General features: G+C 43.1%; 19 protein-coding genes, 1 pseudogene and 1 riboswitch. Of the genes and pseudogenes, 9 read left to right on the forward strand and 11 right to left on the reverse strand.

Features of this window, described 5'->3' with window-relative positions; genetic code table 11:
* Nucleotides 1-62 precede the first annotated feature (62 nt).
* From D8S85_RS21545 to D8S85_RS22275, 3 genes and pseudogenes are all read left to right on the forward strand, one after another.
* Nucleotides 63-221, forward strand: coding sequence for a hypothetical protein (locus D8S85_RS21545; RefSeq protein ID WP_158641596.1), 159 nt, complete (start codon nucleotides 63-65; stop codon nucleotides 219-221).
* Between the two features lie 204 nt (nucleotides 222-425).
* Entirely contained in the window at nucleotides 426-1,286 is an 861-nt protein-coding gene (locus D8S85_RS14000) for an Rpn family recombination-promoting nuclease/putative transposase (RefSeq protein WP_127075767.1), read from the forward strand.
* Between the two features lie 17 nt (nucleotides 1,287-1,303).
* A pseudogene (locus D8S85_RS22275) lies at nucleotides 1,304-1,499 on the forward strand (hypothetical protein); the annotation flags it as partial.
* A 22-nt stretch (nucleotides 1,500-1,521) separates the two neighbouring features.
* Here D8S85_RS22275 and D8S85_RS14005 read toward each other — a convergent pair.
* Both D8S85_RS14005 and D8S85_RS14010 read right to left on the reverse strand, forming a co-directional pair.
* Nucleotides 1,522-2,550 carry an alpha/beta hydrolase gene (locus D8S85_RS14005; RefSeq protein ID WP_127075276.1) on the reverse strand — a complete coding sequence of 343 codons (1,029 nt, stop codon included), beginning with the start codon at nucleotides 2,548-2,550 and terminating at the stop codon, nucleotides 1,522-1,524.
* Between the two features lie 7 nt (nucleotides 2,551-2,557).
* Nucleotides 2,558-3,751 carry an aldo/keto reductase gene (locus D8S85_RS14010; RefSeq protein ID WP_172726524.1) on the reverse strand — a complete coding sequence of 398 codons (1,194 nt, stop codon included), beginning with the start codon at nucleotides 3,749-3,751 and terminating at the stop codon, nucleotides 2,558-2,560.
* Nucleotides 3,752-3,971: 220 nt separating this feature from the next.
* Between D8S85_RS14010 and D8S85_RS14015 the strand changes: the two genes are divergently transcribed.
* Nucleotides 3,972-4,874 (forward strand): helix-turn-helix domain-containing protein, encoded by a 903-nt coding sequence (locus tag D8S85_RS14015; protein ID WP_106481219.1) that lies wholly within the window; start codon nucleotides 3,972-3,974, stop codon nucleotides 4,872-4,874.
* Between the two features lie 73 nt (nucleotides 4,875-4,947).
* On the opposite strand, the gene D8S85_RS14020 is transcribed toward D8S85_RS14015, so the two are convergent.
* From D8S85_RS14020 to D8S85_RS14030, 3 genes are all read right to left on the reverse strand, one after another.
* Nucleotides 4,948-6,078 carry an ATP-binding protein gene (locus D8S85_RS14020; protein ID WP_127075278.1) on the reverse strand — a complete coding sequence of 377 codons (1,131 nt, stop codon included), beginning with the start codon at nucleotides 6,076-6,078 and terminating at the stop codon, nucleotides 4,948-4,950.
* A gap of 263 nt (nucleotides 6,079-6,341) precedes the next feature.
* On the reverse strand, nucleotides 6,342-8,129 hold the full coding sequence (lepA, locus tag D8S85_RS14025; RefSeq protein ID WP_106481221.1) for a translation elongation factor 4: 1,788 nt from the start codon (nucleotides 8,127-8,129) through the stop codon (nucleotides 6,342-6,344).
* Between the two features lie 102 nt (nucleotides 8,130-8,231).
* Entirely contained in the window at nucleotides 8,232-9,425 is a 1,194-nt protein-coding gene (locus tag D8S85_RS14030) for a uracil-xanthine permease family protein (RefSeq protein WP_106481222.1), read from the reverse strand.
* A gap of 112 nt (nucleotides 9,426-9,537) precedes the next feature.
* Between D8S85_RS14030 and D8S85_RS14035 the strand changes: the two genes are divergently transcribed.
* The 4 genes from D8S85_RS14035 to D8S85_RS14050 all read left to right on the forward strand — a co-directional run bounded on the left by D8S85_RS14035 (nucleotide 9,538) and on the right by D8S85_RS14050 (nucleotide 13,093).
* A complete protein-coding gene (locus D8S85_RS14035) occupies nucleotides 9,538-10,416 on the forward strand; it encodes a YicC/YloC family endoribonuclease (protein WP_106481223.1) in 879 nt (292 codons plus the stop codon).
* Between the two features lie 10 nt (nucleotides 10,417-10,426).
* Nucleotides 10,427-10,987, forward strand: a complete 561-nt coding sequence (gene gmk / locus D8S85_RS14040; protein ID WP_106625118.1) for a guanylate kinase — start codon at nucleotides 10,427-10,429, stop codon at nucleotides 10,985-10,987.
* Between the two features lie 4 nt (nucleotides 10,988-10,991).
* Entirely contained in the window at nucleotides 10,992-11,585 is a 594-nt protein-coding gene (gene nadD / locus D8S85_RS14045) for a nicotinate (nicotinamide) nucleotide adenylyltransferase (protein ID WP_127075280.1), read from the forward strand.
* A 160-nt stretch (nucleotides 11,586-11,745) separates the two neighbouring features.
* Nucleotides 11,746-11,928: riboswitch (cobalamin riboswitch) on the reverse strand.
* A 253-nt stretch (nucleotides 11,929-12,181) separates the two neighbouring features.
* A complete protein-coding gene (locus tag D8S85_RS14050; RefSeq protein WP_106481225.1) occupies nucleotides 12,182-13,093 on the forward strand; it encodes a YitT family protein in 912 nt (303 codons plus the stop codon).
* A 23-nt stretch (nucleotides 13,094-13,116) separates the two neighbouring features.
* Here the strand turns inward: D8S85_RS14050 and D8S85_RS14055 are convergent, their stop codons facing one another.
* The 5 genes from D8S85_RS14055 to D8S85_RS14075 form a co-directional block, all read right to left on the reverse strand.
* Entirely contained in the window at nucleotides 13,117-13,410 is a 294-nt protein-coding gene (locus tag D8S85_RS14055; RefSeq protein ID WP_027201798.1) for a PG0541 family transporter-associated protein, read from the reverse strand.
* Nucleotides 13,411-13,474: 64 nt separating this feature from the next.
* Nucleotides 13,475-16,627: an efflux RND transporter permease subunit gene (locus D8S85_RS14060; protein WP_127075282.1), complete on the reverse strand. Its 3,153-nt coding sequence runs from the start codon at nucleotides 16,625-16,627 to the stop codon at nucleotides 13,475-13,477.
* 48 nt (nucleotides 16,628-16,675) lie between these two features.
* On the reverse strand, nucleotides 16,676-17,710 hold the full coding sequence (locus D8S85_RS14065; RefSeq protein ID WP_106481227.1) for an efflux RND transporter periplasmic adaptor subunit: 1,035 nt from the start codon (nucleotides 17,708-17,710) through the stop codon (nucleotides 16,676-16,678).
* A gap of 35 nt (nucleotides 17,711-17,745) precedes the next feature.
* Entirely contained in the window at nucleotides 17,746-19,032 is a 1,287-nt protein-coding gene (locus D8S85_RS14070; protein WP_228423232.1) for a TolC family protein, read from the reverse strand.
* 84 nt (nucleotides 19,033-19,116) lie between these two features.
* Nucleotides 19,117-19,752 (reverse strand): TetR/AcrR family transcriptional regulator, encoded by a 636-nt coding sequence (locus D8S85_RS14075; protein WP_172726525.1) that lies wholly within the window; start codon nucleotides 19,750-19,752, stop codon nucleotides 19,117-19,119.
* A gap of 211 nt (nucleotides 19,753-19,963) precedes the next feature.
* Here D8S85_RS14075 and dnaG point away from each other — a divergent pair, with 211 nt between their 5' ends.
* Nucleotides 19,964-21,889, forward strand: a complete 1,926-nt coding sequence (dnaG, locus tag D8S85_RS14080) for a DNA primase (RefSeq protein ID WP_127075286.1) — start codon at nucleotides 19,964-19,966, stop codon at nucleotides 21,887-21,889.
* 23 nt (nucleotides 21,890-21,912) lie between these two features.
* On the opposite strand, the gene D8S85_RS14085 is transcribed toward dnaG, so the two are convergent.
* Nucleotides 21,913-22,635 (reverse strand): response regulator transcription factor, encoded by a 723-nt coding sequence (locus D8S85_RS14085; RefSeq protein ID WP_106481230.1) that lies wholly within the window; start codon nucleotides 22,633-22,635, stop codon nucleotides 21,913-21,915.
* Nucleotide 22,636 lies beyond the last annotated feature (1 nt).

A 22,636-nucleotide genomic window follows, 5' to 3' on the forward strand; every position in this document is an offset into this window, starting at 1 on the left:
GATCCGTGCCGGAGGCGTGAGGGGTATTCTGAATTCTAAACTTTAAATTTTAAATGAGTAAAATGGGTAGTTATTTTATAATAGGAATGTTTTCGACATTGAGTTTTAATGCCGTGTTGTCGCAGATGGCGGATAACTTGCTGGCAGGAGTTTTGAGTATTATCGGGGGTGTGATCAGTTCCCTTGCCGTGGCTTGGGTGAAACGACGATGGGAGAGGTGATAGCCCAACGATGAGACTGTCTAACAAGTCTGTTTTTACGACTACCTCCCCTAACCTTCCCTTACACAAGGGGAGTTGGAGGGGGTAGTTTGTTCATATTGGATAATACTTTGTTTGACAGTTTCATCGTTTCAAAATAACTTGTGGATATGGGGTGGGATGTTGTAAAAAATGCCTACCTTTGAGATAGATAAATCATTTTTAATCATGAAGAAAGATAAATACATTCGGTTTGACTGGGCTGTAAAACGGTTATTGCGGGACAAGGCGAATTTCGACGTGCTGGAGGGGTTGTTGACCGTGTTGCTTGATCGGCAGATTCACATCATCGATATTCTGGAAAGCGAGAGTAATCAACAGGATTACGATGACAAGTTTAACCGGGTGGATATTAAGGCTCGGGATAGCGAGAACGAGATTATCATCGTGGAAGTGCAGGTTACCCGGGAATTATATTTTTTAGAACGAATTCTCTATGGCGTGGCCAAGGCGATCACGGAACACATGGCGTTAGGAGAACTTTATTCGGAAGTGAAGAAAGTGTACTCGATCAGTATCCTTTATTTTGATATCGGGAAAGGGAATGATTACTTGTATCACGGGCAAAATACGTTCACGGGAGTGCACACGGGTGATCACCTGCAGGTGACGGTGAAAGAACGGGATGCTTTGGTTCAACGTTTGCCATCGGAAATTTTCCCGGAGTATTTCTTGATCCGGGTCAACGAGTTCGACAAGGTGGCAACAACCCCGCTTGAGGAGTGGCTGGATTACTTGAAGAACGATTATATTCGTCCCGATACCACCACCCCGGGGTTGAGAGAGGCCCGGGAGAAGTTGGTTTATTATAACATGACCCCAACGGAGCGTGCGGCTTATGATCGTCATGTGGATGCGATTATGATTCAAAATGATGTATTGGGAACCGCAAAGCTAGAAGGGTTAATTGAGGGAGAAGAAAAAGGAGTTGTTAAAGTTGCTCGGAATATGAAAAAGTTGGGAATATCCTTGGATTCAATTGTTTTAAGTACAGGACTAACAATCGAGGAGATAGAACGGTTGTAACATCAATTTCCTGTATCTCCATAGTTGATGTGGCGGAGGTTCTGACGGAAAGTCCTAATCCTCGAAATTATTGGAGTGTGCTGAAAACTCGGTTAAAAAAGGAGGAAAGTGAGTTGACTACAAATTGTAGTCAACTGAAAATGCCCTCGTCAGATGGCAAGTATTACAGACGGATTTGCCGATACCGAGCAATTCCAAGCGGTTCCCCCTCCTGTGCGACCTTAGTTTTTACAAATTAATCTAATGCTTTTTTGTGCAGCCATTGTGAAAGGTGGTTTGCGACTTCGATATTATTTAGGTCGGACATTGGAAAGTGTGTATTGCCATGCAAACCGACTTCGGGTAGATGAATGACCGTTACATCACCACCCAAGTCATTGAGCATTTTTGCCCATTTGCGCATGAGATGCAAACGGCGGGTCCATTCGTAGAGTTCCGGTCTTTCATCGGTTTCGGGCAGATTATCACCGTAATAGATGATAATGGGGATTTTTGTGAATTTCATAAAATCGGACATAGGTACTTCTATTCCTTCTGTTTTTTTCGATAAGGTCAGTATCTTACCTTCTTCGGGGACCTGTCCTTCTGGAAATGGAATACCTCCGCCCGGTTCGTAGGAGACAATAGCCTTGATATGATCGGTTTTAAGTAACGTGCGCCAGCCTACCGGACCGCCTTGCGAGTGGGTGACGAATATTGCAGGGCCGATTTTGTCGAACAATGCGGCATAAGCATCGGAATAAACCTCGAAGTCCACGGAACCGATATTGGGTGTCATTTGACGGAAATATTGATTAAGGGTTTCTTTGTTGCGACTGAATTGTACTCCCTCGAAATAGTCGGGATATATGCCTACACGGAAACAGTTAAACCATTCTTCTTCATCGAAAACCGGTGATATGGTGACGGCCTCAGTGCCACGTCCCGCGTTGCCGCGTCTGGGCTGGTCTGCCACATAAGTGGAAAAACCACGTCGCAGGAAGATATTTTGAAATCCTTCTCGTCCGTCAGGCGTGGTTTCCCAAGTCTTGGAGAACTGACCGACGCCGTGTGCAAATACGAGAGGGTATTTGCGTGCATTGACAGGTTTCTGATAAAACACGTAGGCATGGTCTCCATGGTAATTTCGTCCCAGCGAATCGGTTAAGATCGTGCCGCCTACGGCAAAGCTGCCTTGTTCTTCGATATGCAAGATATTCCCATCGCGTGTATTGCAACTTGACAACAAGGCGATAACTACCAAATAAAAGATAAGCTTTTTCATGTATTATTTATTTCTGAATTTTAGACTCTTGTAAAGCATCGTAGCGACTGCCCATGACCGGAATGGCAGTTACCGCTTTTTCCAATTCATTCATTTCCTCTGCCGTGAACACGATGTCGCAAGCTCTCAGATTTTCTTCCAAATGCGAGAGTTTGGTTGTGCCGGGGATGGGAACAATAAACGTTTTTTTGTTCATCAGCCAAGCTAATGCCACTTGTGCGGGAGTGATACCTCTTGTTCGGCCAAAAGCGTTCAGCACCTCGACGATCCGGTAGTTGGCACGAATGGCTTCGGGCTGGAAACGGGGTAGGGTTTGCCGGTTGTCGTTGGTAGGGTCGAATCGCGTGTATTCGTTAATCATGCCACCGAGAAAACCTCTGTTCAGGGGGCTGTAGGGTACGAAACCGATGCCCAATTCATCACAAAGGGCCAGCACTCCGTTTTCTTCCACTGTATGGTGCATGAAGTGATATTCACTTTGAATGGCTGTAACGGGGCAGATTTTGTGCGCACGACGAATGGTTTCGACATTTACCTCGCACATTCCCCAATGCAGGATTTTACCTTCTTTGATAAGTTCGCCGACCGTTTCGGCAACAACCTCGATAGGTGTATTCGGGTCGATGCGGTGTTGATAGAACATACCAAGTGTCTCCACGCCAAGGTTACGCAGGGAGTTCTCGCATACGCGGCGAATGTTTGCCGGAGTGCTGTCCTCTTCCGTCTTTACCTGCACGCCGTTCACGAACTTGTGTCCGAATTTGGAAGAAATGAATACCCGGTCGGTGTATCCTTTCAAGGCTTCGCCTACCAATTTTTCATTGACATGGTAGCCATAGCTTTCTGCGGTGTCAAAAAGGGTAACACCACGTTCGACGGCTTCACGTACTAGTGCTATTTCATTTTCCTTGCTTGGATACTGGCTGCGGTTGTGGTTTAACCCCATACAACCGTAGCCCATAGAGGAAACGGTAAACGCTGCTTTTCCACTGCCCAATGTTCTTTGCGTGCGGACTGCGGCGATACCTGCCGGAATGGCTGTGTGGGGTACTACGGATTTGCCGTCAATGACTCTTTCCGCTGCCGTTACTTTCTCCAATGTCGGTGCAATACAGATGGCTGCACCTGCCAATACCGTCCGTTTCAGAAAATTCCGACGGCTCATGTCTGCATTATTTACAATGTTTTGCTCCTCTTTCATGTTCGTCTGTTTTGTTATCTATTTTTATGTCTACAAAAATATGGAACTGCTTTTATCAAGCTCGTATCAATTCCACGGATTAAAAGACCAATTTTATCTTCCATGTAGGGTATCTGTGAAATTGGTAATAAGCGCTATGATTTTGATACATTTAGTATTATATTTATACCTTACTTTTGCTAATAAATAAGTAGTTTTACAATATCAATAGAAAGAAGCGATGAGTGAAATAATGAAAATAGATACGGTCCAGCAATACAATGACTATTTTGGAATAGAAACTTGTCATCCGTTGGTCAGTGTGATTGAGGGGAAGAAAGCAAAACCGTTACGGTTTTGCAAAAAACTATATAATATTTATGCCATATTGCTGAAAGATACGAATTGCGGCAATTTGAAATATGGTCAAAGTATCTATGATTATCAGAAAGGTACAATGCTTTTTCTTGCACCCGGCCAGGTAATGGGGTCGGAAGATGACGGGGTGTTGCATCAACCCGAAGGGTGGGTACTGGCTCTTCATCCTGAACTTTTAAGGGGTACACCATTGGCAAGTCTTATACGGGAATATTCTTATTTTTCATATAACGCCAATGAAGCGTTGCATTTGTCGGAACAGGAGCGAAAGACTATTATTGATTGCATGGAAAAAATTCGTATCGAGTTACAATATCCGATAGATAAGCACAGTAAATCATTGATAATAGATAATATTAAGCTCTTGCTTGACTATTGCATACGCTTTTATGACAGGCAGTTTATAACTCGCGAGAATGTCAATAAAGATATTCTGACACGTTTTGAAAATCTTTTAGAAGATTATTTTTCATCCGATGCTCCGGCAGAGAAAGGTATGCCATCGGTACAATATTGTGCCGATAAGTTGTGTCTCTCTGCTAATTATTTCAGTGATTTGTGTCGAAAGGAAACAGGGATGTCCGCTTTGAAGCATATTCAGCAGAAGATGTTCGATGTGGCGAAAGAACGGGTATTTAATGTTTCTAAATCAATCAGTGAGATATCATACGAATTGGGATTTCCTTATCCGCAGCATTTCAGTCGTTGGTTTAAGAAAATGGCAGGGAGTACACCGAATGAATACAGGCAAAACACCCTCAATTGACTTGAGGGTGCATTTAGGTGCTTTTTAGAGGCCCTCGGGTTTATAATAGAATTTTGTATCCCGCTATGCATCGCTATATGAATTCTTGGTAATTATCTCGATTTATTACGTGATATTTTGCATGAGGGTACGCTTCCTGAAAGATTTTGGGTAGGGTTGGGATTTTGTTTCCCCATTTGATTTCTAGAGCTGTTAAGTTTTCCGAGTATTCTTCGATCAAATCTATTTCTTGTTTGTCATAAGTGCGCCAAAAATAAAATTCTTTGTGTTGCCCTTCGTTAAAATTCGCTTTGCGTCGTTCTCCGATTAAATAATTTTCCCAAAGAGCTCCAGTATCTTGCCGGATAGCTAACGGAGAAAAGTTTCCAATGATGGCGTTACGAATGCCATTGTCATAAAAATACCATTTACCGACCTTGGTAACTTCTTTGCGTAAATTGCGGGCAAATGCACCTAGGCGGAATACGACAAAAACCTTTTCTAATAGATCAAGATATTTTTCTACTGTAGTTTTACTCATCCCCAATTGTCGTCCTAATTCTTCGTATGAAACTTCGCTACCTAATTGGAAGGCAATAAGCCGGAGTAGTTCCAGCATTTTACTTGAATTTTTTAAGCCGTCAATGGCTAAGATGTCTTTTAGTAAATAAGCTCTGACAATATCGCGTAAATAGTCTGTTTTCTGTTCGAAACTATCAATTGTAACGACTTCTGGATAAGAACCGTAGATGAGACGTGCCTCAAGATTTTGACGGGTTTGGAAAGGTGTTTCTATTTGGTTGATTTCTTGCTGGGAGAAAGGAGTAAGTATAAATTGAGTGCTCCGTCCAACGAGAGGTTCCCCTGTCTTGTTAAGCAAATCGAAGGATGAAGACCCACTGGCAAGCACCTTAATCCCTTTTATTTCGTCAACAATTAGTTTTAATATGCTGCCGATGTGTGGAATACTTTGTGCCTCGTCAATGACTAATAAGTCAATCCCTTCAAGTAAATGTCGGTAATTGGCAATAGTACGATTTGTTAACAACGCCTGTGTGTCGTAGTCTTCTCCGTTGAGCATCATCGTTTTTCCGGGATATTCGTCTACGATTCTACGCATGAGGACTGTTTTCCCTACGCGGCGAGCCCCGAAAATTAGAATTGCTTTACCGGGAGTGATTCGATCTGTGATTTTATTTTGGAGAATTCTTTTGATGGTTTCCATAATGGTCTTTCTTTCCCTACAAATATAATGATTATTTTTCCTATTGGCGATTTTTATAGAAAAAACGTACTCTTAACTGGCGATTTTTAGATTTCTGATTTGTAAAGAGAGTGTCTAACAAGTCAGTCTTTTATGACTACCTCCCCAAACCACTCCTTATACAGGAGGGGAAGCCGCTTGGTAATTAGCTCTTCCCCTGTGCAAGGGTGAGTTGGAGGGGAAGTTTGTTGATACGGAATAAGACTTGTTAGACAGTTTTTGACTTAATCCAATTTCAGTACCGCGAGGAATGCTTTTTGTGGCACCTCGACGTTACCGATTTGTTTCATTCGTTTCTTTCCTTTTTTCTGTTTCTCCAACAATTTACGTTTACGGGAGATATCACCTCCGTAACATTTTGCGGTTACATCCTTGCGAACGGCTTTAATCGTTTCGCGGGAGATAATTTTTGCACCGATGGCAGCCTGAATGGCAATATCGAATTGCTGGCGGGGAATGAGTTCTTTTAGTTTCTCGCAAATGCGTTTCCCGAAAGAATAAGCATTGTCAAAGTGAATTAAAGCGGACAGGGCATCCACGGATTCACCGTTTAGCAATATATCCAGTTTTACGAGGTTGGCCCGACGATAACCGATCTGGAAGTAGTCGAAAGAGGCGTAACCTTTCGTGATGCTTTTCAGTTTGTCGTAGAAGTCAAACACGATTTCTGCCAATGGCATCTCGTAGTTCAACTCGATCCGGTTTCCTGTCAGGTAGTGTTGCTTTATCAATACGCCTCGTTTGCCGAGACAAAGGGTCATGATTTGGCCGATGTAGTCGGTGGGCGTGATGATTTGTGCTTTTATATAAGGCTCTTCGATATAGTCTAGTACCGTGGGCGAGGGCATATCGGAGGGATTGTGCATTTCAAAGACTTCGCCTTTGGTGGTGTGGGCGATGTACATAACGTTGGGAACCGTGGTAATCACGTTCATGTCGAATTCTCGGTCCAGACGTTCCTGTACAATTTCCATGTGGAGCATTCCGAGGAATCCACAGCGGAAACCAAATCCAAGAGCAGCTGAGGATTCAGGCTCGAAGGTTAGGGAAGCATCGTTTAGTTGTAGTTTTTCGATAGAGGCACGCAGGTCTTCGTAATCCTCCGAATCAATCGGGTAGATCCCGGCGAAGACCATGGGTTTTACTTCCTTGAAGCCCTCGATGGCGGCGGAGCATGGACGTTCCACGTGTGTGATGGTATCCCCGACTTTTACTTCGGATGAAGTTTTTATTCCGGAAATAATGTATCCCACATCTCCTGTTTTCAATTCATTACGGGGTTCTTGTTCCAGGCGTAATACTCCGATTTCGTCGGCAGCGTATTCTTTGCCCGTGCTCACGAATTTTACGATGTCCCCCTTTCTCAAGCTACCGTTCATGATGCGGCAATAGGTGATGATTCCGCGGAAAGAGTTGAATTCCGAGTCAAACACCAAAGCTTGAAGAGGTGCATCCGGATCTCCCGTGGGAGCAGGAATCCGTTCTACAACTGCTTCCAGTATTCTGTCCACGCCCAGTCCGGTTTTTCCGCTGGCTTCGATAATATCATCCCGGTCGCATCCGATCAGTTCTTCAATTTGGTCTTTCACTTCTTCCGGCATGGCGTTGGGCATATCCATCTTGTTCAAGACGGGTATAATTTCCAAGTTATTGTCAATAGCGAGATAAAGATTCGAAATGGTTTGTGCTTGAATTCCTTGCGTGGCATCGACAATCAGTAGCGCACCCTCGCAGGCTGCAATAGAGCGTGATACTTCGTACGAGAAGTCCACGTGTCCCGGGGTGTCTATCAAGTTTAGAACATATTTCTCTCCCTTGTAATGATAATCCATCTGTATGGCATGGCTCTTGATGGTGATGCCTCGCTCTCGTTCCAGATCCATATCGTCAAGCACCTGTGCTTGCAAATCTTTCCCTACTACAGTTCCGGTTGTTTCCAATAAACGGTCGGCAAGTGTACTCTTACCGTGGTCAATATGTGCGATTATACAGAAATTCCTAATGTTCTTCATCTACGAAATTTTAGATTGAGTTGCAAAAATATGGATAAAGCGGAAAATTTCAAACGAAAAGGAACTGTTTGTTTAATAATACAGTGCAATTTAGAGTTGGTATTACGCTTTGGATTCTTTTGTTGGTAAAACTAAGTTTAGAATGACGCCTAGTAAAGCGGCAAGGCCAATGCCGGACATGGAGAAATTATTCCATTCGAATGCGGCTCCGCCAATACCGAAAGTTAGGATTAAAGAGACGATAATCATGTTGCGGGTGTTGGAGAGGTCAACTTTGTTTTGGATTAAATTACTCATTCCCAAAGAAGCAATCGTTCCGAACAAGAGTAGCATGATTCCGCCTAAAACAGATGCAGGGATGGATTTTAACAAGGCACTGATTTTACCGAAAACAGAAAAGACGATCCCCGTTACTGCTGCAATTCGAATCACGGCAGGGCTAGTGACTTTTGTTAAAGATACGGCTCCGGTAACTTCGGAATACGTGGTTACGGGAGGTCCTCCTACTAATCCGGCAAAAGCGCAAGCAAGGCCATCGCCCAATAGCGTACGGTGTAATCCGGGATTTTTCACGAAATCTTTGTCGGTAACGCTGTTCACCGCGTATACATCTCCGATGTGTTCAATTACCGGAGCGATGGCCACGGGTGTCATGTAAATGATGGCTTCCCAAGAGAAATCGGGGGTAACGAACTGGGGAAGGGCAAACCAAGCAGCTTCTTTAATCGGGGTAGTATCCACGTTATAGAAGAAAAGCGCCACGAGGTATCCGACAATGATCCCACAGAATATGGGGATCAATTTTAATAATCCCCGACCTTTCAGAGAGACGATGACAGCCGTGATAAGAGAGATTAGAGCCAAAACCCAATTCTCGCTCGCCATTTTTACCCCGGAGCCTGCCAAGGAAAGGCCGATTAATATGATTACTGGTCCAATCACGATCGGGGGAAATAGTTTCTTGATGAAGTCGGTCCCCCGTAATTTTACCAACAGGCTCATGAGCCCGTAGACCGCACCCACGGCGACCATCCCGGAGAGAGCCCCGGCCATCCCGTACAATTCACTGGCTTTGATGATTGGAGCAATGAATGCGAAACTACTTCCGAGGAAGATGGGAACCATGCCTTTCGTGACAAGATGGAAAATTAATGTTCCGATTCCTGCTGTCAGGAGTGCTGTTGATGGATCAAGCCCTACGAGCAAAGGAACAAGTACTGTCGAACCAAAAGCAACGAAAAGAAATTGTACCCCGATAACTCCTTTTTGAAAGGCTGAAAGGTGATTCGCATCCATGATTATGTATATTCTGATGATTTAACAAACGGAACAAAGGTAGTTATTTGGCGGTGATTTTCAAAAAAAGCTTTACTTTTGTGGTTAAATGTTTGTATTTAAAACAAGAGTTATGATAAAATCAATGACCGGCTTTGGTAAAGCAACCGTGGACTGCGGGACAAAGAAAGTGATCGTGGAGGTGAAAAGTCTGAATTCAAAACAATTGGATATTAACCTGAGGACCCCGAGTATTTATAAAGAGAAAGATATAGAGATCCGGAATATGATAAAGAACGTTCTGGAACGCGGGAAAGTGGACGTGTATATCTATTTTGATAATGCAGAGGATGAAAAGGATGTTGCCGTGAACCAGTCGGTTGTGAGACAGTATTACAATCAGATGTTGGAAGTCGCCGATTCGCTGGGTGTAGAAATCAACAAGAGTGAATTGTTGCAGACCATCATGCGTTTCCCCGATACGATGCAAGCTAAGGTGGAAGAGTTGGATGAAGAAGGTTGGAATTGCTTGAAGAGTGCTATCGAGAAAGCCTTGTCGGACGTTGATGCTTTCCGTATTCAAGAGGGTAAAGTTTTGATTGCAGATATTTTGAAACGAATCGAGTTGATCAAAAGCTTGTCAGGTGAAGTGCCCCAATTCGAGAAACAACGAGTGGTTACCATCAAGCAACGCTTGCAGGATAAGATGAAAGAATGGGGAGAGATCAAGAATATCGATGAAAACAGATTGGAGCAGGAAATTATCTATTACTTGGAGAAATTGGATATCACGGAAGAGAAAGTTCGTTTGGCAAATCATTGTAAATATTTTGTCGAAACCGTGGAGAAAGAAGAAGCCCCGGGACGTAAACTCGGATTTATCGCCCAAGAGATCGGTCGCGAAATCAATACCATGGGTTCCAAAGCCAATGATCATGACATCCAGAAGCTGGTTGTTCGCATGAAAGATGAACTGGAAAAAATAAAAGAACAAAGCCTCAATGTTTTGTAATGCAATTGTTATGGGTAAGGTAATCATATTTTCAGCTCCTAGCGGATCGGGGAAAAGTACGATCGTGAATTACTTGTTGTCGAAGAATTTGGGGTTGGAGTTTTCGGTGTCGGCAACGTGTAGAGCTCCCCGAGGAGAGGAGAAACATGGGAAAGAGTATTATTTCTTTTCGACGGATGAGTTTAAAAAGAGAATAGAAACGGAGGAATTTTTGGAGTGGGAAGAGGTTTATCCGGGATGTTTCTATGGAACGTTGAAGAGTGAACTGGAGCGTATTTGGAAGGCCGGCCATGCCGTGGTATTTGACGTGGATGTTGTTGGAGGGGTGAATATCAAGAAAATATTTGGGAATCAGGCGCTATCTATCTTTATTAAGGCACCTTCTGTCGAGACTTTGCGGCAGCGGTTGATTGGACGGGGAACAGATTCCATGGAGAAGATTGAACAAAGGGTGGCCAAAGCGGAGTATGAAATGACATTTGCCGATAAATTTGACGTGGTCATTGTGAATGACAATTTGGATACGGCCTTAGCCGAGGCAGAAAAGGCCGTAAGAGATTTTTTGAAATAATCGTATGGTGCAGGGCAAAGAAGAGCATAGAAAACCTGTCGGGCTTTTTTTCGGATCGTTTAACCCGATTCATAATGGGCACGTGGGCATTGCTCGCTACTTGCTGGAAAAAGAACTATGCGAAGAAGTGTGGTTTGTGGTCAGCCCCTGTAATCCGTTTAAAGTTGATCGTTTCCTTTTACCGGAAATAGATCGTTTGGCGATCGTGAATGCTGCTATTCGGGGAATCCCCGGGATGAAAGCTTGTGATGTAGAGTTTTCTATGCCTAAACCTTCTTACACGGTTGATACCTTGCGAGTGTTGTTTGATCGGTATCCCGACCGGCAGTTTGCTTTGATCATCGGGGGAGATAACGTACCGGATTTCCCGAAGTGGAAGGAGTATCGTTGGATCGAGTCACATTGTTCCATCTTTGTTTATCCCCGTCCAGGAATGATCACTCCTGTTGAAGGATCTACGGGTATGACATTCATTGATGCGCCTTTATTTCCCTTGTCTGCTACCGAGATCCGGGAAATGATTCAAAAAGGGGATGATATTTCAGGTTTAGTTCCAAGTGAGGCGTTAACATTGATCTGGGAGTCGTATTCAAAATAAGTGAGCTTGTTATGTGATGTAAAACAAAATTGGCAGAGATATTCTACATCTCGTAACGTGCTCACTTATTTCACAGAACAATGCTTGTTGGAAAATTGGGGTAGAAGAAAATCATGTTACCATGATAAACATCTTGCCAGCTTCACTTCCCGAAAGCTACATAAACAGTTACGTCTTGGCAGGTTTTCTGACTTGCTTCCTTTTCGTCGCCTTCCCATCTATGTACAGACAGTGGCAGTAGAGACTAAAGTTTCGAAGCTTACAGCTGCGGGTACAGTTCCCGACTCTCACGGGATTCCCTCGTAATGTCACGAAGAACATTACCTTTCCAATACGTTTACAAACATAGGGAAAATAATTGGAAATTGAAAATGGAGAATTGAAAATTATTCTTTTTCATGAGGGTTATGCTTTTTCGAATAATTATGAGATGTGTTGTATAATTATGCATGAAAAGCAAAACGTAAAATACAGATTTTTAATGCATTATGCTTAAATTTGAGAGGCCGTAAACGTTGTAAAAAGTCGAAAACAAGTTGTACTTTTGTGCGGCTAAAAATGAGCGAAATTAATAACTAAAATAAATAAATTGTAGTATGGGATTTGTAACTAAGGAGAAATTATTCTCCAAGGATTTCTTTATCACCTACGGATGGTTGTTGGGTGGTTGTTTCGTGTTTGCATTAGGGGCTGTGTTATTTGCCGAGCCTTACGGTTTTGCTCCCGGGGGAACATACGGTCTGTCCATGGTATTTCATCATTTGTGGGGTTGGGAGACTGAAATTGCAGCCCTTTGTATGGATGTGCCTTTGTTATTATTGGGTATCTATTTCTTGGGAGGGATGTTTGGTGTGAAAACCATCATCTGTACGTTTGCCATTCCGGCGTTTATGCGGTTGATTCACTATCTTTACGGTTATGATGCTTTGTTGGAACCGGGAATTACCGATCGGACGATGTTGAATGAACAGCTATTATCAGCTATTTTCGGTGGTATTGTTTACGGTATCGGTATCGGTATGATTTTTAAGGCGCGGGCAACATCCGGGGGATCGGATATCATTTCCATGATTTTGAACAAGTACACGCATATTTCTTTGGGAACATTGGTGATTATCGTGGATTGTACGATTACCTTGTCAACGGTTGTTGCTTTCGGAGACTGGCGTTTGCCCATGTATTCTTGGATTATCGTGTTCATCGAAGGTAAGGTGATTGACTTGATTGTGGAAGGTGCTTCTGTCCACAAGACGTTGATGATTGTGACCAAAGAGATCGATGCCGTGAAGAATATTATCTTGAATGATATTAAGCGCGGAGCCACAATCTTACCGGCAATCGGGGCTTATAAAGGAGAGCCGCGTGAGGTGATTTATACAATTTTAACCCGTCGTGAGATGATGGTTTTACGTCACAAGATACGTGAAATTGATCCGGAGGCTTTTATAAATGTCATTGATTCTAGGGAAATATTAGGAAAAGGATTCAAGCCACTTGATGCAGAATAAAAAAGAGCCACATGGCTCTTTTTTTAATACATATCCGTGATATCCCAGACAAATGCCCGTATACCGTTTTCTTTATTCACCTCGTCTAGATTCTTGACATATTTTAAGATCAGGGGAACCATTTCGTCTTCCACGATTGTCATGGTGGCGGAGTTCATCTCCGGCCAAGTATGAGTTCCCATTCTGGGTTCTCCATCCACGGTACCGGCTCCGTTGACCAAAGGCCATTGCGTGAATCCTCGTATTTGCAATTGATCAAGGATAAAAGCAACCCGTTCCGTCAAGGCTTGGTTATATGATATAAATACTGCTTTCATAATGTTTTAGGTTTTAGATTTTAGATTTACGATTCAACATCGTAAATCTAAAATCAAATATTACTTATTTCTTTTTTGGAAGATCTCTTTCCGCGTTAAAGTCTGCCATGAATTTGAACTGTTTACTAAGAATCTTTTTCTTGTCACGGCTACCGCTCTTGTCCATTGCGGCGTAAACGGCCGGGACAATCAACATGGTGATGATCGTGGAGAATACCATACCACCGATAACAGCGACACCCATCGGTCGCCAAGTTTCAGAACCCTCTCCAGCACTAATTGCCATCGGAACCATACCTAAGATGGTTGTTAACGAGGTCATTAATACCGGACGCAGACGAGAACGACAAGCCATTGCGATTGCATCGTACAGGCGGATGCCCCGTTCACGCATCAAGTTGATGAAGTCGATCAACACGATACCGTTCTTCGTAACGATACCTACCAACATGATAGCTCCCAATGCGGCAACGATACTCAAGGTCGTGTTCGTCAGCAACAAGGCCAAAACCACACCCGTGAAGGCGAACGGGATAGCCAACATGATGATGAACGGCATCTTGAATGACTCGAACTGTGCGGCCATCACGATGTAAACCAACATCAAAGAGAGCAACAACAATAAGAACAAAGAGCTGAATGATTCTTGTTGGTCCTCGTAGCTACCACCGATGTACACGGATACTTCCTGTGGTATTTCTGTGTTGTTGATGACTTCCTGAGCTACGGCAGCAATATCTCCTAGGGCAACTCCTGCTGCCGGGGTGATAGACACTTTCAATAAACGTTGTTTACTCTTACGCTCGATATTTGGTGGAGAGAAGAACTCTTGTATTTCTCCCAGTTCTTTTAACCGCACCTTCTGGCCCTTGCCGTCAGGGATGATGATATTTTCAATCTCGGTGATCGAAGAACGGTATTTCTCGTCGAAACGTACGATAATATCATATTCCTCTCCGTTTTCCTTGTATTTACTGTTCCGGTATCCATAGATACGGTTACGCATGTATGAACCGACTTCAGAAGTTGTCAGTCCGTGACGAGCCAATTTATCTTGATCCAACATGATACGCAACTCGGATTTATCCTCGTCACGGCTGATCTTGATGTCCTCTGCTCCCGGAATCTGGCGGGCCTTTTCGGCAATCTGGTGAGCCAAGTTTGTAGTTGTGTTGAAATCGTGTCCCATGATTTCAATGTCCACGTTATTACCACCCATGGAACCACCGCTTGATGTGGTTACCGTGTATTGTAAAATGTCAGGGAATTTTTTCAAAATACCACGCACTTGGTCAGCGATTTGGAACACGCTACGTTGACGCTCTTTGATATCTGTCGTTCTCAAACGCATGTTCAAGATATTGTTACCCGTGCTGTTCATCATGGATGCAAAAGAAGCTTCCTCCTCACTACCGTAAGAAAGGTTGATCAACTTGATTTCCGGAATATCATTGCGGATGATGGAATCGATTTCCAAAGCGACCTTTTTCGTCACTTCTACACGTTGTCCGGATTGCATCTTGGCATACACGTTCAAGTAGTTCTGGTCATTCTGGGGCATAAAGTCCGTCTTGATCAATTTAGCCATAAACATGGAGGCAAAGAATAAGGCGAACATACTAACGATAGTCACCGTCTTGTGAACAAGTACCCAACGGATTAATTTCTCGTAAGCGCTATCCAGTTTTTCCAACATTCTGGAAACAAAGTTATAGAAACTGAATTTACCCGAGTTCGTCTTCTCTTGGATCCTCATCAATTGAGAACACAACATGGGAGTCAAGGAGATAGCAGTTACGGTTGACGTACATACCGTGATACAAACGATCCATCCCAACTGTTTGAACAAAATACCGGTCATACCACTCACCAAGGTTAACGGGAAGAACACGGCCACGGTTACCAATGTCGTAACGATTACGGACAGCCAAACCTCATTCGTACCGTATTTTGCCGCTTCTCGCGGACGGCTACCTCGGTCGATGTGTTTCGTGATGTTCTCCAATACCACGATGGCATCATCCACAACCATACCGATTGCGATAGAGAGGGACGATAGTGATATGATGTTAAGTGATTCCCCGGTTGCAAACAAGTAGATAAAAGCAACAATCAAGGAGATCGGGATAGTCAGTGCGATGATGAAAGTCGCTCTCCAACGCCCTAAGAATAGGAACACGATCAAAACCACGAAGATCAAAGCGTACATCAAAGACTCCTGCAAGTTGTTGATAGACTTAATAATGAAGTCCGAGTTGTCCGAAATGATTTGGAAGTGGATATCTGTTGGTAATTCTTTTTGTGCTTTTTCAATTTCACTTTTTGCCTCTTTGGCAACGGCAACGGCATTAGCATCGGTTTGTTTGGTTACCATCAATACACCACCCCGACCTCTGTTAATCGTTTGTTCCAGGGTGATATCTTTCAGGGTATCCCGTACGTTTGCAACATCCCGCAAGTAAATGATTTTATCATTCTTGGTACCCAGCACGATGTTTTTAATCTGGTCACTCTCTTCGAATTCTCCTTCCACGCGCAGAGTATAGTCCATCTGTCCCATCTTCACGTTACCGGAAGAAATATCTTTATTCTCTGCCAGAATCTTGTTACCGATTTGCTCTAACGTCAAGTTATAGGCGTCAAGCTTGTTGGGATCCAAGTCCACGTAAACCACACGTTCCGGGGCTCCGGCCACGATAACAGAGGCAACTCCGTCCACCCGATTTAATCGGGTAACCAGTTTGTCATCCAAAATCTTATCAATACCGGGATATGATTCCTTTGCAGTTACGGCGTAGATCAAAATAGGCATCATGGAGGTGTTAAAACGCATGATGGTAGGCCGATCTATATCATCCGGAAGGCTTGACATGGCTTTATCCACAGCATCACGCACGTCGTTCGAAGCCTCGTCAAGATTTACTTCCCACTCAAATTCCAAGGAGATAACGGATAAGTTATCGTAAGAAGTTGAGGTCAATTCCTTCAAGTCATCCACCGAATTTAACTGGTTTTCGAGGATCTTGGTCACGTTCTCTTCAATATCTGCAGCGTTAGCTCCCGGATAGGTTGCCATTACCGTGATATAAGGCGGGTCCATCTTGGGATACTGGTCCACCGGTAGTTGTATATAGGAGGCAACACCCAATACAATGATGGCGAGGAAAACCATCAAGGTTGAAATGGGTTTGTTGACCGCTGTATTGTATATACTCATATGCTGAATTTTAAATTTTAAGTTTTAAATTTTAAGTTGCGGGTTCTCCTATTTTGTAATAGAAAGTGGTGATCCGTCAACTAACCGACCCTGACCGACAACAATCAATTCGTCTCCTTCGTGGATCTCATCACTGATCAACTCTACTTGATCCTCGAAACGTCTGCCGAGTTTTACTGCCGTACGTTTTGCTTTTCCATCTTTATTCAAGAACACGTAACGATCGTTTGAGCCCTGTAATTTCAACACGGCAATAGCAGGAACAACCATGGTTTGGGTGTTACCGATGAAGAAGTCAATGGTTCCGTACATACCCGGTCTTAATGCTTCATCGTTATTCGGGATTTTTACTTCTACAGTGAACGTTCTTGAGGCTGGGTCAATCGTTGGGTAAACGATGCTAACCGTACCGTCAAATGTTCTGTCAGGATAGATATTGCTCTTTAGCTGAACTTTAGTCCCCTTTTGCACGGACAAATAATATTGTTCGGCTAGATTCACGTAAGCTTTCAACGGGTTGATCTTCTCGATTGCGATGATAGAAGGTTTGCTGGCACCACCGAAAGCGGCTCCCGTGTAAAGTTCTCCGTTCTCGAAATATTTCCCGGTTACGATACCGTCAAAAGGAGCGAGCATCTTCGTGTTTTCTTTCAAGAAATCTACGTTTGCCTTGGCCACCTCGTATTGGGTTACGGCAGCATCGTAAGCCTGTTTGGAAATACTTCCGGTTTTATTTAATTGAACGGCACGGTTATATTCCGTTTCCAGGTTCTTTAATTGAACTTCTGCCTGAACTAACTGGGTTCTATCCATTTCAACGAGTAACTGCCCCTTCTTGATGCGATCGCCCACTTCCACGTAGATCTTCTCGATTCTTCCCGTGGCAGCGGGGGCATAGTACACTTGTTTGTCAGCTTGTAAGTTGGCGGCATAGTCCAATGTTTTGGCAATATCCGTTTTCTCTAGTTTTTGTACCTTAACAGGAACCGCTTCCACGGTTTTCTCTGTAGTCTTATCTTTTTTGCCCGAGCAACCGGCAAGGATAGCTAATGCTATAATCGATAAAATGAGATTCTTTACCATTGTATTTCTTTTTTGTTTTTATTATTCAAGTTGTTTTATCGAGGAAGTTGATTATACAATTTTTCCAAGCTTACTTGTGCCTGTAGTAATGTAAGAATGGCTTCCGTGTAATTTGTTTCTGCTTGCAGGTAGTTATTGTTTGCTTGCGTCAAGTCCAGACTGGAAACAGCTCCCAATTCATATTTTCTTTGGTAATTCTTTAATACCCGCGTGGCAACATCGATGTTTTCTTTTTGCAGGTTGTAATTCTCCATGGCATTTTTCAAGTTGAATTTCAACTGCTCATCTTGCACATTCAACTGATCTTGCAATAAACTTTTTTGCAAATAGGATTGTTCCAGGGTGATTTTGGCTTGTTTCACTTTCGAATCCCGTTGTAAACCGGAGAAGACAGGAATGTTCATCGTGAGTCCGGCCGTGTGTTTCGGACTCATATCCAATGCCGGTTTCAAAATCTTGTAGTTGAAGTTGTAATTGCCGGAGATCGTGGGAGCGTAACTCCATTTTTCCAATCCCAGCATCTTCTTGTTCAACTCGGTTTGCGTGGTGACCAATTGGTAACTCAAGTTATTATTGATATCAAATTTCTCGACATACAAACGAGTGGATTTATCGTTTTCCAGGAACACATCCAGTGCATCCGTGAGTTTGATCGGGGTTCCTGCTTCCAGTCCCAGTTGAAGACGCAATAAATTGTAATTTACAGCAACCGTTCTCTCCATGGATAACAAACTGTTTTTCAGTTGCCCCACGTTGATGCGAATTTGATCCACATCCGTAACTTCAACCGTTCCGGCCTTGTACATGTTATCGGTGTGCTTGTAAATTTCATTCATGTTCTCCAAATTCTGACGTAGAATATCGAGCATTCTTTCAGACACCAATACCGTGTAGTATGAATTATAGATATTCTCAATGATATCCAATTCCGTGGATTCAACTTCTTGCTCGGTCAAACGCACCGCGATCTTGCTGGTTTGCATTCCTAGGATCCATTGACCGCTGAACAATAATTGTTGCAAACCTACCGTTAGGTTGGATTGGTCTTTCATTTTTATTGCCTGCTCGCCGAAATTCATCTTGTAGCCGAAATTTGTGGAATACGTTACGGTACCATTAACTTGTGGTAACCCCTGTGATACGGATTCCCGTACCTTCTGGCGATACAAATCAATATTCATCTGCGAAGATTGCAGTTCTTTGTTGTGCTTGATGGCAAACTCCACTGCTTGCTGCAGCGATATTGTTTGCGGTGCTTCCTGGGCACAAAGCATCCATGGCACGAAAAACATCAAGAGGAAAAGAGTCATTCCTTGTTTCATAGATTATAGATTTAATTATTTATTTTTTCCGGGAAATTTCAAATGTTTTTTCTTTTGTTGCAAAACTCATACCAAAAAACTTGATCATCCATCTTCTGGGCGATTTGCAGTGTTTTTTAAGCGTTCAAATTCTTTCAAACCTTTTTCTGTGGATATAGCGTAAATAAAATTGACAAAGATCGTTGAAATAATTACTGAAATCGGGTATTTAAGCTTACTGGTAATTTCAGGGTTTTTCAGAAAGTGCATTTGTTTGCCTAGCAGGTACAATTGTAATTCTTTGTCAATATCCTTTCGGAAAAGTTCTTGTTTTATACCGTTATCCAGTAATGCCACGAGAAACTTCTTCGTTGACTCCTCTTCTTGCTTGGCTACTCTTTCGTACACGGCCGGGTGGTATTTCTTTAAATCAAAATGATTGGCAGGTAATCGGCTACCCAAGTCACTCACCATGAAATCCCGAATTTCGCTCATGACCACGATCGGATTTTTCTTGGCGAGTTGATCAACATCCGTGTTTTTTATTTTTTCATCTCTTCTGTACAACATCACTTGTTCCACCACGTCGTCTTTATTGGCAAACTGTTGGTAAAGTGTTTTTTTGGAAATTTTCAAGTGATTCGCTATATCATCCATGGAGGTACTTCTCAATCCGAATCTCAAGAAAAGATCCGAAATAGCAGCTATAAGTTCCCTTTTTTGTTTTATGTTTTCTTCCATAGTTGACATTTTAGTATTTGCATTTGGAAACGAAATGTATTTAAAACGTTTCCTCGTGCAAAAGTATACAAATATCATTCCACTAATATGACTCGCGTGTTAAAGTATTGTTAAAACTCTTTTGGGTACACTTTTCAATGATTTTAATCTTATTACATCATTTTCAATTTTCAATTCTCACTTTTCAATTCCATTATCCTATCTTTGTGTCATGATTGATCAGGCAACTATACAGAAAATTTTTGATGCGGCGGATATATACGAAGTGGTGTCCGATTTCGTGAGTTTAAAAAAGCGAGGCGTGAACTATCTTGGCCTATGTCCGTTTCATAACGAGAAGACAGGTTCATTCACCGTTTCCCCGGCAAAGGGCATATACAAATGTTTCGGTTGTGGAAAAGGGGGGAATGCCGTGAATTTTATCATGGAACACGAGCAAATGTCTTACGTGGAAGCATTGAAATATCTGGCCGAAAAATACCATATCCCGATTGAGGAAAAGGAATTAACGGAGGAACAGAAGAAAGAGAAAACCGAGCGGGAGAGTATGCTGATCGTCTCTTCGTATGCCAATGAATATTTCCAGTATCAACTGTGGAACACGGATGAGGGACGTTCCGTGGGACTGGGTTATTTGCGCCAACGAGGTATCAGTGACGAGATGATTCGTAAATTCGGTTTGGGGTATAATCCGGAAGGTTGGGGGGCTTTTGCGAAAGCAGCTCAAGAGAAGGGCTACAAGAAAGAGTTTCTCGTGAAGACAGGATTAACCATCGAGAACGAGAAAGGACTTTTCGATCGATTCCGCGCCCGTGTGATGTTTCCTGTACTTGATCTGGCAGGGAAGGTGATCGCTTTCGGTGGGCGGACGATGACAGCCGATAAAAAGATTTCAAAATACTTGAATTCTCCGGAATCCGAGATCTATCATAAAAGTAAAACCCTGTACGGGATTTTCTTTGCCAAAAAATCGATCGTGCAACAGGATCGCTGTATCTTGGTGGAAGGCTACACGGATGTGATCTCTTTTCACGCGAAAGGAATTGAGAATGTAGTGGCCTCCTCGGGGACCTCTTTAACGATTGAACAAATCCGCTTGATTCGTCGTTTGACTCCGAACGTTACGATTATTTATGACGGGGATGCAGCCGGAATCAAGGCCTCTTTACGGGGAATCGACCTCGTCTTGGAAGAAGGATTGAACGTGAGAGTACTTTTACTGCCGGACGGGGAGGATCCGGATTCTTTTGCTCGAAGTCACACATCGCAAGACTTGGCGGACTTTATTGCGAATAACGAGACTGATTTTATAAATTTCAAGACTAAATTGTTATTGGGTGCGGCAGGTGATGATCCGGTTGAGCGGGCTCGCTTGATCACGGATATCGTGCGAAGTATCGCCAAGATCCCGGATAACATCGTGCGTTCAGTCTATGTGCGCGAAACGGCTCACCAGTTGGATGTCGAGGAACGGATTTTATATACCGAGATTGCCAAGGTTCGATTGAAAAACGAAGAACAACCTTCTAAAGTTCCTGCCACAACATCGAAACCGCAAATAACACCCCCGACACGAGGTGCAACTCCTTGTGACATCGAGGAGAGCGTGTTGATCCGTTACCTGCTTTTATTCGGGGATAACGAGTTGTACGAGGAGGAGCATAACGGGTATATGCGAAGCGTGAGTGTCGGGGAATTCATTATCCGGGAACTCGGGGAAGATGACTTGGAGTTACTAAATCCCGTGTTTCGTACAATGCAACAGGAATATCAGCGTCAGTATGAATCGCCGTCGTTCATCCCGGCCCGTTACTTTATTTCTTACCCGGATATAAAAGTTAGTACGATGGCAGCCAATATCTTGAGCGAACCTTACGAATTAAGTAAGATTTGGTACAAGATGGACAATTTTGTCGAGACTGAACAGATGAAACTTGCTGAACTTCTTCCTAAAATACTGGACAATTACAAGATGCGGAGAGTGGAAATGCTTTCTCGAGACATAGATAATCGCATCCTTGAATCGCAGAACAGTAAAGATCCTTCGCAAATCGTAGAACTCCTCAAGCGCAAAAATGCCATCAACGTCATTCGTCGTAAGTTAAACGAGAAATTGGGACGTACGGGAATCCATTGAATGATATTTCTCCCCATCTCCTCTCATACATCTTCGGGCTTACCGCACGTTGTGGTGTATAGTATATATCCTTCTTCGTAATCATTCCCGATGTACTCGATTCTGATAGACAAATCCTTTTTTAATGGTTGCCTGATTCGGCACACGTATTCCTTTATTCTCTTTCTTTTGCCAAGGGTGGCCCCCTTCCAAATTCCCAGCGTGAGATAATCCATGTTAGCAATTTGATTGTTTTTAGCGCATAGTAATTGTAGAAGGCGTGCTTCACTGGAACTTAGTAGGGTCACTTCTCCTTGGATGGTTATCGTGCGTGCAACAACATTAAATGTTGTGATGGAAGAAAGTTCATATATGTGTGGGGCATTTAAGCGTGTAACTATTTTTTGGCGAAGGGCTTTCAAATGGGCAATCAAAACATTTGGAGGACGGTCTTTAGAAATGAATCTATCCGCTCCGGCATCCAGTGCGGCAATTTCTCTTTCAGGTTCTCCGTGGGAGGTATAGATGATAATACATGTTAGCGGGTCTTTCTTTCGAATCAATCGGATAACTTCTATCCCGTCTTTTAGGGGCATATACAGGTCGAGTAATAAAATATCAGGCTTTTGACGGTTATAAGCATCCCAGGCTTCTTCCCCGTTAACAGCAATGTCAACTATGAATTCGTGTTCTTCCAGGATCATTTTTGTCAATTCGGAATCGACTTTATTGTCTTCCGCGTAAAGGATTCTCATCTTGTTTGTCATC

Source organism: Butyricimonas faecalis, assembly GCF_003991565.1.
In the GTDB taxonomy this organism is placed as follows: Bacteria; Bacteroidota; Bacteroidia; order Bacteroidales; family Marinifilaceae; genus Butyricimonas; species Butyricimonas faecalis.

Bases quoted from the DNA above. Each gene is read 5' to 3' on its own strand.
- D8S85_RS21545 (WP_158641596.1), top strand. From the start codon at position 63: ATGGGTAGTTATTTTATAATAGGAATGTTTTCGACATTGAGTTTTAAT.
- D8S85_RS14005 (WP_127075276.1), bottom strand. From the start codon at position 2,550: ATGAAAAAGCTTATCTTTTATTTGGTAGTTATCGCCTTGTTGTCAAGT.
- D8S85_RS14010 (WP_172726524.1), bottom strand. From the start codon at position 3,751: ATGAAAGAGGAGCAAAACATTGTAAATAATGCAGACATGAGCCGTCGG.
- D8S85_RS14015 (WP_106481219.1), top strand. From the start codon at position 3,972: ATGAGTGAAATAATGAAAATAGATACGGTCCAGCAATACAATGACTAT.
- D8S85_RS14020 (WP_127075278.1), bottom strand. From the start codon at position 6,078: ATGGAAACCATCAAAAGAATTCTCCAAAATAAAATCACAGATCGAATC.
- lepA (WP_106481221.1), bottom strand. From the start codon at position 8,129: ATGAAGAACATTAGGAATTTCTGTATAATCGCACATATTGACCACGGT.
- D8S85_RS14030 (WP_106481222.1), bottom strand. From the start codon at position 9,425: ATGGATGCGAATCACCTTTCAGCCTTTCAAAAAGGAGTTATCGGGGTA.
- D8S85_RS14035 (WP_106481223.1), top strand. From the start codon at position 9,538: ATGATAAAATCAATGACCGGCTTTGGTAAAGCAACCGTGGACTGCGGG.
- gmk (WP_106625118.1), top strand. From the start codon at position 10,427: ATGGGTAAGGTAATCATATTTTCAGCTCCTAGCGGATCGGGGAAAAGT.
- nadD (WP_127075280.1), top strand. From the start codon at position 10,992: ATGGTGCAGGGCAAAGAAGAGCATAGAAAACCTGTCGGGCTTTTTTTC.
- D8S85_RS14050 (WP_106481225.1), top strand. From the start codon at position 12,182: ATGGGATTTGTAACTAAGGAGAAATTATTCTCCAAGGATTTCTTTATC.
- D8S85_RS14055 (WP_027201798.1), bottom strand. From the start codon at position 13,410: ATGAAAGCAGTATTTATATCATATAACCAAGCCTTGACGGAACGGGTT.
- D8S85_RS14060 (WP_127075282.1), bottom strand. From the start codon at position 16,627: ATGAGTATATACAATACAGCGGTCAACAAACCCATTTCAACCTTGATG.
- D8S85_RS14065 (WP_106481227.1), bottom strand. From the start codon at position 17,710: ATGGTAAAGAATCTCATTTTATCGATTATAGCATTAGCTATCCTTGCC.
- D8S85_RS14070 (WP_228423232.1), bottom strand. From the start codon at position 19,032: ATGAAACAAGGAATGACTCTTTTCCTCTTGATGTTTTTCGTGCCATGG.
- D8S85_RS14075 (WP_172726525.1), bottom strand. From the start codon at position 19,752: ATGGAAGAAAACATAAAACAAAAAAGGGAACTTATAGCTGCTATTTCG.
- dnaG (WP_127075286.1), top strand. From the start codon at position 19,964: ATGATTGATCAGGCAACTATACAGAAAATTTTTGATGCGGCGGATATA.
- D8S85_RS14085 (WP_106481230.1), bottom strand. From the start codon at position 22,635: ATGACAAACAAGATGAGAATCCTTTACGCGGAAGACAATAAAGTCGAT.